Source organism: Halorussus sp. MSC15.2 (assembly GCF_010747475.1).
Lineage (GTDB): Archaea > Halobacteriota > Halobacteria > Halobacteriales > Haladaptataceae > Halorussus.
The window spans coordinates 150998-163791 of record NZ_VSLZ01000001.1; the positions used below are offsets into that span (position 1 = coordinate 150998).

The window sequence follows — 12794 nt, forward strand, 5'->3', positions numbered from 1 at the left end:
GAGAGCGGGATGAAAGATGTGTCGGTGTCCTGCTGGCGCGAGTATCAGTCGGCGGTCCGGGGCGCAGGCGCGGCCGACCCCCGCGACCGGAGGTAGCCCACCGCGGCGTAGACGAACGGCGTGTCCGCGAACGCGATGAGCAGTTTGAGGGCGTACTGGCCGACGACGAGTCCGAGGAGCGCGTTCAGCGCCATCGCGTCGCCGCCCCTGAGCGCGGGCATCGCGGCGAACCCGACGAAGACGAAGATGAGGGTGTCGAGCAGTTGGCTGGTCGCCGTCGAACTCACATTGCGCACCCAGAGGTAGTCGCCGTCGGTCAGTTCGCGGATTTTGTGGAAGACGCGAACGTCCCAGTGCTGGCTCACGACGTAGGCTAGCAGGCTGGCCACGACGATGTCGAGGCTCGCACCGAGGACGCGCTCGAACGTCGCGGGGTCCACGGAACTGAACGGTGCGGCGGGCGCGGCGATGGTCGAGTACACCAGCGCCAGCAGGACGAAGTTCATCGCGAAGCCGACGTTCACCATCTTGTGGGCCTCCTCGGGTCCGTAGAGTTCCGAGTAGCAGTCCGACGCGAAGAACGTCAGCGCGTACGCCAACGCCGCGCCGGGCATCACGAGCATGTCCTCCGTGAACGGTAGCTCGAACGGGATGGAGAACCCGAGCAGTTTCGACGCCGTGAGTTGGGCGGTCACCAGCGCGGTGACGAACAGCGCGACGAGCGCGATGCGACCGGTCGGAATCGACGCGGTGTCTCGGTAGTCGTCAGTCATCTTCGAGTCGGCCGTGTCGCTCGTCTATCTCGTCCAACACGTCCAGCATCTTCCGGACGGACGCCCGGATGGCCTCGCTGCGGTTGACGAACTTGCCGTCGTCGCCGACGTGGTCGTCCAAGTCGGCGAGCAGTTCGTCGGGCACTTCTACGCTTATCTTGCTCATGTATTCGCATGGTGCTATCGAGGTAATATATGATTCGGCTTTCTTTTGTCCAGTTGATGGCCAACTTAGCAATCCTCAGATATATTTAACACTGTTTGGTTCATATTCCGTTTCATGGCAAATCCGTCGTTAGTCCCCTATTCGATTAAATTACGGAAAAAGGGGGAAACGAATCAGTTCCTTGACCTCCACAACCTCACCTCGGTTTCAGGGTGGCCATCAACCGGCGGGACGAAATCGTTAGAAAACTTCGTTGAGTTCCTCGGTGACAACCTCCGTCTTTGGCACCGACAAACGTTCGTAAACGAGGAGGCGGAGCGAACCTTGACAGTTTCCGATTATGCAGTCTCTCCAAGTAAGGGGTTTGCTGAAGGCGTCCTCCGCTATGGCAAATTCGGTATAGAATCCAATCATTTCTCTCTTGAAGAAAGAACTAGAATTGATGTCGTACGGGACTCAGAGACGGCTGTGGAAAGTCCGTTCTACTTCTATACGCAAATAACCGAAGACAATCCAAAAAGAGGCATTATGTTCCTCGAAAGACGCGGCGGAAGGGGTGTAAAGACACTTGTCCAAGATGCACTTTGGAACGCCCTACCAGACAATTTGATTCTAGAAATCAATCCGGTACGTGGGACTCCGGATAATCCTCACTACATGAGTCACTTTATAGAGGGAATAGAGGCTAATCGAGATTCCAAAGACGAGATGTCCCCAGGCCGGGGTGGACCGAATACGTATTTTGAATCGCTGTACGAAGGAACAGTTTCCCCGTACAAGTACTCGGGATTCAGGCGGCAACAGTTGGTCTGGAAAGCAGTACTTCTACTGAGTGCTGCAGTAACTGATACAGGTGAACTCTCCGCGGAACTGAACGAGGAACAGAAAATAATCATTAGAACGGCTATCGCGATTATCGTAGGGGCAACGGTAGGAGCAACTGTTAGCTACGATGCGGGTATCGCAATTGGAGTCGGTGCATGGAGTACCTCCTTCTTAGAGGGTCTGTATCAAAACAAAAGAGGCGACTAGAGGTATCCACTGTTACCGCCGACCGCCGACCGTCACGACCCACAGACCGCCGAGTCCGATGAGGTACGCCACCGAAATCGGGATGGCGATGAGGAACATCGTGTAGAGGCTGTCGGGCGTGACCAGTCCCGCGACCGCGAAGATGGCGATGGTGACCTCGCGCCAGCGGTCTTTCATCGCGTCGAACGAGACGATGCCGCCGCGCTCGAACAGCCACATCGTGAGGGGGATGTCGGCCAACAGCCCGATTCCGGCCGTGGTGAAGAACACCAGCCAGAAGAAGTTGTTGACCCGGTAGGAGATTATCATCTCGGCGCGGACCGCGTCGGCGACCAGCCACGAGATGATGGTCGGCGCGACGACGGTGTAACCGAGCGCGCTCCCGGCGACCAGTCCCACCGCGATGACGCCGGTCCAGAGACCGAACACGCTGCGGTTGCCCGACGCGAGACCGCGCTCCTTCATCGCGGGCCACGCCCAGTAGAGCAGCAGCGGGAGCACCGCCACGGCCGCCAGCAGGGTCGATATCTTGACCTCGAACACCAGCGCCTCGACCGGGTGGAGCGTCACGATGTTCAGTATCTCCCCGCTCGACCCGGTTTCCGGCCGGACTTCGGCGGGAATCCGCGAGAGGAAGTCCTTGCGGATTATCCCGATACCGCCCCGGTAGAGGAACATGAACACCGCGGCGAGGACTATCATGAACACCGCGACGAGGTACATCATCTTCGAGGTGAGGCTCTCGAAGATGAACCGGAGGTCGTAGAACCACCCGCCGATGTCGTCCTCGGTGGTCTCGTCCTCGGTGAACGCGTCGGCCATGCCCGCGGCGGTACTTTCGAGGACGTTGCCCGACGACTCGGACTCCTCGCGCGGGAACGTCGCTTCGGTGGTCTCTCCGTCCGCATCGGCGCCGGCCGCCGCCTCGGCCCCCGCGGCCCCTGCGGCGGCGTCCGCTTCGCCCTCCTCGTCGTCCTCCGGGTGGAGTTCGTCGTAGCGGTCGAGGATGGCTTGAGCCTTCTCGGTGTCGTCGGCGTCCATCGCCTGACGGGCGTAGCCGACGGCCTCCTCCTCGCTCATGTCGGCGAAGACCTCGGGCGGTGCGGCCCGGACCGCACCGGCGTCGAGATTTTCGAGGTCGATGTCGGAGGGAGCGCCTGCCGCGGGCGCACCCACGCCAGCGGCCTGCGCGGCGCTCGCGGCCTCGTCGAGCGCCTGCGTGAGGTAGTAGAGGAACGCCACGACGAACGCGACCAGCGCGACGGCCCCGGACGCGACGAGGACCGCCTCGGTTCGCGGGAGTCCGAGCGCCTCGCCGACCGTCGGGAGCGCGTACTTCGACGGGAGTTCGGCGTTCACGGTCTCGACGCCTGCCCGCGTGAAGAACATGCGAACGACGAGGAACGCCAGCGCGGGGACGCCGAGTATCCGAATCCAGTTGTCCCGGATTACCCCGGCGAAACTGAGTCGTTCGCTCCCCCGCTTGAGCGTCACGACTATCTTCGTAAGGTAGAGGCTGAACCCGTACAGCAGGATGAGCGGCGTCGCCCACATAACCTGAGTGAACGGGTCCGGCGGTGAGGCGACAGCGCCGAACACGAAGATGCCCATGATGGCGTAACGCCACTTGTCGCGGAACGTCTCGTACGGGACGATGCCGGTGTAGCCCAGTCCGCTCATCGCCAGCGGGAGTTCCGCGGCCAACCCGAACGACAGCGAGAGAAACGCGATGAACTCGGTCCACTTCACGATGGAGTAGCGCGTCTCGAAGCCCGCAGTGATGGCGTTGTTGGCGAGGAACTTGAACATCAGCGGGAAGAACACGCCGTAGCCGTACAGCATGCCGCCGAGGAACAGTCCGAGCGCGAGCAGGACGAGCAGGGCGATTTTCCACCGAGCGATGGGTGCGCCCGGGTACCACGACTGTTGTCGGAGCGAGTCCCGCGAGTAGTAGAGTAAGACAGGTAGCGCGATGATGATGCCGGCGACGGCCCCGATTTTCGCCTGTAACAGGATGACGTCGAACGGCGTCACGGCGATGATGGTGACCGATTCGGCCAGCGATGGCGGCATCTGGGCCTTAGTGACGCTCTTGAGGAACGGCCACCCGACGGAGCGAAGCGCGTAGAAAGAGGCGACGAAGCCGACGAGGAAGACGATGAAGACCTTCTGGAGGTGGTCCTGTGCCGTCGAGAGCATCGCACCGACGGTCTCACGACCGCTGTTGACGGTACGGGCGGTATCCTCGTCGACGATGCTACTTCCGGTCCCAGACATCCTTTGAAAGGGGTAGCCGTGTCTTAGTTATCAATCTTCTCGTCCTTCCAAGAGAAGAAAGCCTATAATGACAGGACTGCTTAGACCGACTGAATGGCTGACGAATCGGAGGCGACGGCCAGCAATCTCTCGCCCGCGGAGGACACCGGAACCGCACCGCGAGAGACCGAAACGCTGAACGAGCCGGCACCGACGCCGGACGAGCCGTTGGAAGACGAGGAGATGCCGCTGGCCGACCACATCGAGGAGATGATAAAACGGCTGGCGGTCGTCATCGCCGTCGCGGGACTGGTCACCGCCGTCGCGCTCCCGTTCTCCGAGCAAGTCATCAACTTCCTCTGGTACAACATCATCCCGTTCGACCAACTCGGTCCGCAGGCGCGTCCGCGTCTCTACCACCCCTTGGCACTGGTCCTTACCGAACTGAAGGTCGCCAGTCTCGCCGGTGTCATCGTCGCGCTGCCGGTGTTCGTCTACGAGACGTACCTCTTCATGCGGCCGGGCCTGTATCCGCACGAGCGCCGGTACTACCTCGCGGCCGTCCCGACGAGTCTCGTGTTAGCCGTCGTCGGTGTGAGTTTCGCGTTCTTTCTCGTCCTTCCCGCGGTGTTCACGTACTTCATCTCGTACACCGAAGGGGCCGCTCAGTTGGCGTTCGGCCTGAGCAAGACGTTCAACCTCATCCTGATGCTGATGGGGTATCTGGCGGTCGTGTTCCAGATTCCGCTGTTCATCATGCTCGCCATCATGATGGGCCTCACGACCCGGCGATGGCTCGCCGACCGGAGGCTCCTGTTCTGGGGCGCGTTCCTCGGCATCTCGTTCCTGTTCACGCCCGACCCGACCGGGATGGCACCCATCCTCGTCACGCTGACGATGATTACCCTCTTCGAGGGGACGCTGTTCCTCCTCAAGTGGACGGACCGCTGACCGTTTCACCGGCCTCCCGCGATTCTCCGCGTTCCAACGTCCCGTTTCCGTCGGCGTAATCGGCGTATAACTAAGGGCCTACGCTACCAACGAAGTAGTAGCGTTCGCGCCTGCCACTTAGCTCGCGTGCCAGCAGCTATACACCGCAGTTCGCGTGCCAGCAAACTGCCACCCTGGGTGCGAACGCCCATGCCATTTCTGAACCTTTTTCGCGAGCGCCGCGAAAACGAGTCGATTATTCGGCGGTCGGATACTCCGATGCGAAGACGTCCTCGACGACGGGTTCGTCAGCGTCTGCCGTCTCGTCTCCGTCCAGTGTCGCGTCACCCGCTACGGCAGTCTCGTCTCCCTCGGGACTGACGCTGCCGGTCTGATAGCCGTGGAGGTCGAGAGTCACGTGGTCGAACCCGAGTTCGGTCAACCGTTCGCGGGCGGCCGCCACGAAGTCCGGGTTCAGCGCCGCTTCGAGTTCGTCTTCGCCGACTTCGATGCGGGCGAGACCGTCGTGGTCTCGGACGCGGAACTGCGAGAACCCCCACTGGCGGAGGAGGGTCTCGGCTTGCTCGACCCGCGAGAGTTTCTGCTCGGTCACTTCGAGACCCGTGGGAATTCGCGAGGAGAGACAGGCCATCGAGGGCTTGTCGGCCACCGACAGGTCGTAGGTGTCGGCCAGTTCCCTGACCTCCTCCTTGTCGATGTCGTGGGCCAACAGCGGCGAGTAGGCGTCGAGTTCCTCGACGGCTTGCAACCCCGGTCGGTGGCCGCCGTCGGCGTCGCTGGCGTTGGTCCCGTCGCAGACGACCGGAATACCGAGGTCCTCGGCGGTCTCGAACATCTTGCCGAGGCGCATCGTCCGGCAGTGATAACACCGGTCGTCGCCGTTGGTCACGAAGTCGGGGTCGTCCAACTCCGAGAACTCCACGATTTCGTGACGGACGCCGATTTCGTCGGCGACTCGCTTGGCGTCGTCCAGTTCCGCCTCCGGCAGAGTCTCGCTCTTGGCGGTACAGACGACGGCGTCGTCGCCGAGCGCGTCGTGGGCCAGCGCCGCGACGACCGACGAGTCCACTCCGCCCGAGAACGCGACGAGTACTCCCTCGCGCTCGGCGAGGTCCTCGCGGACCGCCTGCGCTTTCTCCGCTACTGAAGCCATGTCCCGATGGTTCGGGTCTGAGGGAGAAAAGCGCGTTGAACGCGGCGACGAACCGCAGTTTCTCCTCGGGACCGCTCGGCGCTCGACTCGCGAATCTATCGGACTCTATTATTCCGTCTAGCTGCCTAGATTTATCTACTAGTGTAAGATAATAACTGATGTATGTCCTCCCATAACGAAAGCGGTACGACCCGACGACGACTGCTCAGAAGTATCGGTGTGACGGGTCTCGCACTCGGCGCGACCGGGACCGCGAGCGCCGGGAGGTTCCGACCCGGGAACTGGAACGTGCCAGCGCCGCGTACGGGTCCCCGACCCGAGTGCGGTGGGCCGTCTCCGAGCACGCGCGCTCCGTACTGTCCGAACTCGCCGACCGAGACGTCCTTGACCGGGGCGACGTCACCGAACTCGACTTCGAGGACGTCTCGGTCGAACCCTTTTATCGAGGCGGAACGGCCGTCACTCACCTGACGACGGAGACGTCGCTTCCCGACGCGACGGTCGAACTCGCTACGCGCCCACAGACCGGTCGCGCCTACGCCACCGTCAGGACCGCCGACGAGACGTACACCGTCGAATCACCGGCGGGTAGCGACGACGTGACCGTCCGAAACTGTTACTACGAACACGACTGCACGAACTACGCCTGCAGCAGTAGCGGGTGCGTCTATCTGGAGCGTCAGTGCTGCAACTACGGCGACGGGTACCACTGTGACGAGTGGTCGAAGGACGGGTGCTGTTCCTGCTGACCGCCCGGACATATTTCTTCGGACGTCACGCCGAACATCGCCTAGAGCCACGTCGGAGTCCGGTGTGCGCTCGAAGTCGAGTGTGACTGCTCGACCGACGACTCTCCGCGAATATTTTTAAGCACGGGGTCGGTACTCCACGCCGAATGGAGTTGGAGGCGATACCGGGCGTCGGGTCGAAGACCGCGACGGCGCTCTCGGAGTTAGACGACCCTGAACGTGCGCTTCGGACGGGCGACGTCGCCGAACTCGCGAGCGCGCCCGGCATCACCGAAGGCCGAGCAGCGGCCATTGCGCGAGGGGCCATCCGGGAACGCCACGACGACCCCGGCGGCTTTCTGGCGACCGACCGAGCCAAGGAACTCTACCGCGACGCGCTCGGTCTGCTGAAAGACCGAACCGTCACGAGTTACGGCGAGAAGCGCCTCGAAACCCTCTATCCTAGCGGGGTCGAGTCCCGCATCGAAGAGGTCCGGGAGTTCGCCGAACGCGCGCTCGAGCGCGACCCGGACCCCGAGGTGCTGGACGCGCTCGCCGACGTGGAACCGCTCGCGGAACCCCGCGACGTGTCGGTCCGCGACCGGTGTCTGGCGACCGCCGACGCCGAGCGGTACAGCGAGGCTCAGCGAGCGATTCCGGAGTTGACCGTCGAGGTGGTCGAGGACGCCCGCGACCTCGCGGACCTCGCACGGGGCTACTCGACCGTCATCGCGCTCGACGAGGCGTTCGCTGGCGTGGCGGTGGACGGCGACGTGCGGGTCGAACCGGACGCGCTGGAGCGACCCGCAGAGGTCGTCCCCGAGCGCGTGCTGGCCTTCTACGCGTCGAACCGCGAGTGCCTGCAGGCCGCCGCGCGGGTCCACCGGGCCGCGGGCATCGACCCGCCGCTCGACTTGGAAGCGCTGGAGTCGGCGCTCGAACGCGTGGATTCGGAGGGGACCGTGGTCGGCGACGACGAGTTGGACCGACTCGCCCGCGCCATCGACGACCTCGACGCCGCGGTCTCGACGGCCGAGAGCGTGGCCAACGACGCGCTCCGGACCGCCATCGAGGAACAGGACGTGACCGTGGAGGGGTCGGACCTGCTCTCGCTGGTCGAACAGGGCGCGGGCGTCGATTCGCTACTGTCGCGCGAGTTGAGCGACGAACACGCCGAAGCCGTCGCGCAGGCCCGCGAGGAACTGATAGAGTCGCTGGACCTCGACTCGGGCGAGGCCGAGGTCGCCCGCCGGGCGTTCCCCGAGGAACCGACGTTCCCGGTCGAGCGCGACGAGGAGGTCGTCACCCGCCTGCGCGAGGACCTGCAGGCCGCGAAAGACCGCCGGGCCGCCCGCCGGAAGCGCGAACTCGCCGCCGACCTCGCGGACCGCCGCGACGACGCCGAGCGACTGGTTCGGACCGCGCTGGAACTGGACGTTGAACTGGCGATAGCGCGATTCGCCGCGGACTTCGACTGCGTGATGCCCGAGTTCGACTCGGAGCCGTCCGAATCGGGCGATTCGACCCGCAGTTCCTCGTCTCGCGGCGCGTGCGGGTTCGACATCTCGGGCGGGCGCTCGCCCCTACTCGACGTGGCGTTCGAGGCGGTCGAACCGGTCGATTACGACGTGTCCGGCGTGGCGCTCCTCTCGGGGGTCAACAGCGGCGGGAAGACCTCGACGCTGGACCTCGTGGCGCTCGTCACGATTCTGGCACACATGGGGCTTCCGGTGCCCGCGGAGTCGGTCCGAATCCAGCGGTTCGGCGAACTCCACTACCACGCCAAGACGCAGGGCACCCTCGACGCCGGGGCGTTCGAGGCGACCCTCCGGGAGTTCGCGGGCCTCGCGACCGGTGGGACCCGAACTTCGTCGAAGGACGCCGACGCCGGTGGGAATCGCCTCGTCCTCGTGGACGAACTGGAGAGCATCACCGAACCCGGTGCGAGCGCCAAGATTATCGCGGGCATCTTGGAGGAACTACGGGGACGGGACGTGACCGGCGTGTTCGTCTCCCACCTCGCGGCCGAGATTCGGGAGATGGCGGACTACGACGTCTCGGTGGACGGCATCGAGGCGCAGGGACTGGAGGACGGCGAACTCGTCGTGAATCGCTCGCCCGTCAAGAACCACCTCGCGCGCTCGACGCCGGAACTCATCGTCGAGAAGTTGGCTGGCGACAGTAGCGGGGAGTTCTACGACCGACTGCTGGAGAAGTTCTAGTCTCCGGCTTCACGCTGTTCCGCCCGTCGCTCGAACGGCGACGTATCGCCGTCTGCCGAGTTGGCGCTCGTTCGGTTCACGACCGGGCCGATGAGTCGCGACAACTACGTAACAGAGCGGCGAAAATCCGGCGGTTCACCGTACCAGTTTGTATACTGACACTCGTCACCCCGCGACTCGTCTCCCGGTCGCTAAGGACCGCTTAGCCGCCGTGACGGACCTCTCTTCCGTTTAATATTTTTGGCTGCCGAAAGGTTAAGTAGCTGGGACAGCGAGGTGAAAGTGATGGCAGACGACCCCGAGGAGGGGATGCTCTCGTGGGACGAATCCGTGTTCCGAGACGAACACGTATTCGAAATCGACTACGTTCCCGAGACGTTCGCCCACCGCGAGAGCGAGATGCGGAGCCTGAAGTACGCGCTCCGACCTGCCGCCCGCGGCTCCCGTCCGCTGAACGTCATCGCGCGCGGTCCGCCCGGCACCGGTAAGACGACGGCGGTCCAGAAGGTGTTCGGCGAGTTGGGTGCTCAGACCGACGTTCGGACCGTCCGCGTCAACTGTCAGGTCGATTCGACGCGCTACTCGGTGTTCTCTCGCATCTTCGAGGGTATCTTCGAGTACGAACCGCCGTCCTCCGGCATCTCGTTCAAGAAGCTCTTCCGCCAGATTACGGAGAAACTGGTCGAGGAGGACGAGGTGCTGGTGGTCGCGCTCGACGACGTGAACTACCTCTTCTACGAGGGCGAGGCCTCCGACACGCTATACTCGCTGTTGCGCGCTCACGAGGCCCACTCCGGCGCGAAAATCGGCGTCATCGTCGTCTCCTCGGACCTGAACCTCGACGTCATCGAGGACTTGGACGGCCGGGTCCAGAGCGTCTTCCGGCCCGAGGAGGTGTACTTCCCGGTCTACGACCGCGAGGAGATAGCCGACATCCTCCAAGAGCGCGTGGACCGCGGCTTCCACGAAGGCGTCATCTCGACCGACGTTCTCGACGACGTGGCCAAACTCACCGCCGAGAGCGGCGACCTCCGGGTCGGCATCGACCTGCTCAGACGGGCCGGTCTCAATGCCGAGATGCGCGCGAGTCGGACCGTCAACACCGAGGACGTCGAACAGGCCTACGAGAAGTCGAAGTACGTCCACCTCAGCCACAGTCTCCGGGCGCTCTCGGACAGCGAAATCGAACTGCTCGAAGTCATCGCCGAGAACGACGGCGAGCGCGCCGGTGACGTCTACGACGAGTTCCACGAGCAGACCGGACTGGGCTACACGCGCTACTCCGAAATCATCAACAAACTCGACCAACTCGACATCATCGACGCGACCTACACCAACGTCGAGGGTCGCGGGCGTTCACGGCAACTCTCCCTGCGCTACGAACCCGAGGCAGTGCTGAACCGACTCGAAGGGAGTTAGCCACCGACTGGTGCGACCGTGTTTGCGTATCGAGGGACCGACCGATTTCCTGTATCGACACGCCGACTCCGAGCGCCAAAAAGAGCACCGACCGCAAGCGTCCGAACTACCGCTCGCTGACTTCTATCTGAATCGAGTCGGGAACGTCCTCTTCGACGAGTTCGCCGGAGAACGCGAACCTGTCGTCTCCGGTCCCCACCGTGCCTTCCACGCGGGTCCCCTCCTCACCGAGGTCGGTGACCTCGTCGGTCGCTCCACCGGCGTCTTCGTCCGGTTCTAGATTCCGCGCGTCGCCGGTCACCCTGAACGTGTAGTTCACCGGTTCGTCGGTGCCGGGATTCGTGACGACTGCCTCCATCGGTAGTTGTTCCTCCTCTGTTCCGTCGCCCGTTTCTGCGTCGGTCCGCTGGCGAAGGACCTGCAGTAACTCGGCCAGCGTCCCGCTGGTCTGGAAGTCCGAGACGACCGTCTCGCCGCCCTCCGTGACGTCGGCGAACGACAGTTCGAAGCGAGCGTTCCGGACCGCCTCGCTCGTGTTCTCGGCGGTGACGCCCGCGTCCTCGGCGGCCGAACTAACCGCGGACGCCGACAGGTCCCCGTCGGCGGCCAACTGCCGGACCTGCGAGGCGAACTCGACGTGGGCCGCGGGTATCGTCTCCGGCGGCAGGAGGTCGAGGCTCATGTCGCTGAACTCGAACGTCCGGCCGGAGGCGCTCGCGCTCCCGCTCGGAGCAGTGATTGTGATTCCCCGACCCTGCCGTTCCATCACCACGTCGGTGGCGGTGAACTCGGTACTACCGCGCTGGACGGTCAGTTCGCTCCACTCCGCGGTGCCGAGCGCGGCGACTTCCTCCAGCGACGCGCCGTCTCGCAGGAGCGCGCGCGTTCCCTCGGGGACGACCGACCCCACCGTTCCGGTGGCGGCAATCTGGTCGGCGACCAGTTGGCCGTCCGTCTCCACCGACTCGGCGACGACCTCTACCGAAGCGTCCGGATTGACGTCCACCTCCGCGAGCGTGGCCAGCAGGGGCGACAGCGACCGTCCGCTGAACGACTCGACCATCGCCGCGCGAATCGTGGCGTAGGTCTCGGCGGACACGTCGTCGGCGGACACGCTGACCTGCGCTATCGACAGTGACTTGTCCGCGCCCTCCATCGTCCAGTCGCTGACTTGGAACTGCATGGTCCCGTCCTCGTAGGAGAAGGTCACGCGACCGACCGAGGAGGTGACTCCGCCGAGGCTTACGGTTACGTCTTCTATCTGTAGCGGTTCGGTCTCCTGTGCCGATGCGCTCGTCGTCGCGTTGACGACCCCGCCGAGCGAGAACGCCGCGGTCGCGAGTGCCGCCCCGAACTGACGTCGTTTCATGTCTCTCACGCCGAACAGTTACCGCGGTATCTGGGATAAATAGGAGATACCGTTTGAACCGTTCGACGGGATAAGCCGCGTTTTCCGCGTCGATAATGCGCGTGACTCCGGACTACGCCGGGTCGCGGCAGTTCCCGGCCGTGGTGTTGCATTCGGTCGATAACCGGCTGTTACGGTCCAGCCTCGGTCGTTAGGCTAATCGTTACTCGGTCGAGGACGGGGAGTGCGTCGCTCGCCGAACGAAGGCGCGGCGGAGAATCCGACGTTGACTGACAGCGCGTTGAGGGAGAAACGCGCTCGGGACTGAACGCCCGGCAGTGTCCCGGACTGCCGGGGCGGGTCGCGGTCGTCTCACCGTCGTCAGTCGTCCGTCGTCGACTCGATTTCGGTCGGGTCGTCGCGACATTCGTCGGTCTGCAGGACGAAGGTGCGCTCGGGCGGCGGCGCGACCCGGAGTTCCACCGTCTTGGCGAGGTAGTAGTACTTCCGGTTCCCGCGCTCGTAGTGGGCGACCAGTCCGGCCTCTTCCATCTTCGAGAGGTGGTGGACCGCCGTCTTGCCGTCCATGCCGACCGACTCCGCGAGTTGGGAGACGTACTGCGGTTCGCGCGAGAGTTCGCGGAGTATCTCGATTCGCGCTTTGCTCCCGAGCAAGTCCATGAGCGACACGATAGGTCGCGTACGACCTCCCGCACAAAAAATGAACGGGCGTTCGCGGGTCGCCT

11 protein-coding genes are annotated in these 12794 nt (G+C 63.8%); 5 read left to right on the forward strand and 6 right to left on the reverse strand.

Annotated elements, in window-relative coordinates:
• Nucleotides 1-44 precede the first annotated feature (44 nt).
• Both FXF75_RS00825 and FXF75_RS00830 read right to left on the reverse strand, forming a co-directional pair.
• Nucleotides 45-773 carry a queuosine precursor transporter gene (locus FXF75_RS00825; RefSeq protein ID WP_163519683.1) on the reverse strand — a complete coding sequence of 243 codons (729 nt, stop codon included), beginning with the start codon at nucleotides 771-773 and terminating at the stop codon, nucleotides 45-47.
• The gene (locus FXF75_RS00830) at nucleotides 766-939 is read right to left on the reverse strand and encodes a ribbon-helix-helix domain-containing protein (protein ID WP_163519684.1); all 174 of its coding nucleotides are present in this window, start codon (nucleotides 937-939) and stop codon (nucleotides 766-768) included. The genes FXF75_RS00825 and FXF75_RS00830 overlap by 8 nt, the downstream gene beginning before the upstream one ends.
• A gap of 114 nt (nucleotides 940-1053) precedes the next feature.
• Between FXF75_RS00830 and FXF75_RS00835 the strand changes: the two genes are divergently transcribed.
• Complete coding sequence (locus tag FXF75_RS00835; protein ID WP_163519685.1) at nucleotides 1054-1971, forward strand: hypothetical protein; 918 nt, start codon at nucleotides 1054-1056, stop codon at nucleotides 1969-1971.
• A 12-nt stretch (nucleotides 1972-1983) separates the two neighbouring features.
• Here the strand turns inward: FXF75_RS00835 and FXF75_RS00840 are convergent, their stop codons facing one another.
• A complete protein-coding gene (locus tag FXF75_RS00840; protein ID WP_163519686.1) occupies nucleotides 1984-4248 on the reverse strand; it encodes a twin-arginine translocase subunit TatC in 2265 nt (754 codons plus the stop codon).
• A 93-nt stretch (nucleotides 4249-4341) separates the two neighbouring features.
• On the opposite strand from FXF75_RS00840, the gene FXF75_RS00845 reads away from it, so the two are divergent.
• Complete coding sequence (locus FXF75_RS00845; RefSeq protein WP_163519687.1) at nucleotides 4342-5178, forward strand: twin-arginine translocase subunit TatC; 837 nt, start codon at nucleotides 4342-4344, stop codon at nucleotides 5176-5178.
• A gap of 235 nt (nucleotides 5179-5413) precedes the next feature.
• Here FXF75_RS00845 and larE read toward each other — a convergent pair whose 3' ends face one another.
• The gene (gene larE / locus FXF75_RS00850; protein ID WP_163519688.1) at nucleotides 5414-6331 is read right to left on the reverse strand and encodes an ATP-dependent sacrificial sulfur transferase LarE; all 918 of its coding nucleotides are present in this window, start codon (nucleotides 6329-6331) and stop codon (nucleotides 5414-5416) included.
• A gap of 320 nt (nucleotides 6332-6651) precedes the next feature.
• On the opposite strand from larE, the gene FXF75_RS00855 reads away from it, so the two are divergent.
• The 3 genes from FXF75_RS00855 to FXF75_RS00865 all read left to right on the forward strand — a co-directional run bounded on the left by FXF75_RS00855 (nucleotide 6652) and on the right by FXF75_RS00865 (nucleotide 10700).
• Nucleotides 6652-7080 (forward strand): hypothetical protein, encoded by a 429-nt coding sequence (locus FXF75_RS00855; protein ID WP_163519689.1) that lies wholly within the window; start codon nucleotides 6652-6654, stop codon nucleotides 7078-7080.
• Between the two features lie 146 nt (nucleotides 7081-7226).
• Nucleotides 7227-9281: a helix-hairpin-helix domain-containing protein gene (locus FXF75_RS00860; RefSeq protein ID WP_163519690.1), complete on the forward strand. Its 2055-nt coding sequence runs from the start codon at nucleotides 7227-7229 to the stop codon at nucleotides 9279-9281.
• Between the two features lie 285 nt (nucleotides 9282-9566).
• Nucleotides 9567-10700 (forward strand): ORC1-type DNA replication protein, encoded by a 1134-nt coding sequence (locus tag FXF75_RS00865; protein WP_163519691.1) that lies wholly within the window; start codon nucleotides 9567-9569, stop codon nucleotides 10698-10700.
• Nucleotides 10701-10806: 106 nt separating this feature from the next.
• Here FXF75_RS00865 and FXF75_RS00870 read toward each other — a convergent pair whose 3' ends face one another.
• Both FXF75_RS00870 and FXF75_RS00875 read right to left on the reverse strand, forming a co-directional pair.
• A complete protein-coding gene (locus FXF75_RS00870; RefSeq protein WP_163519692.1) occupies nucleotides 10807-12069 on the reverse strand; it encodes a hypothetical protein in 1263 nt (420 codons plus the stop codon).
• A 360-nt stretch (nucleotides 12070-12429) separates the two neighbouring features.
• The gene (locus tag FXF75_RS00875; RefSeq protein WP_163519693.1) at nucleotides 12430-12738 is read right to left on the reverse strand and encodes a winged helix-turn-helix domain-containing protein; all 309 of its coding nucleotides are present in this window, start codon (nucleotides 12736-12738) and stop codon (nucleotides 12430-12432) included.
• Nucleotides 12739-12794: the final 56 nt, after the last annotated feature.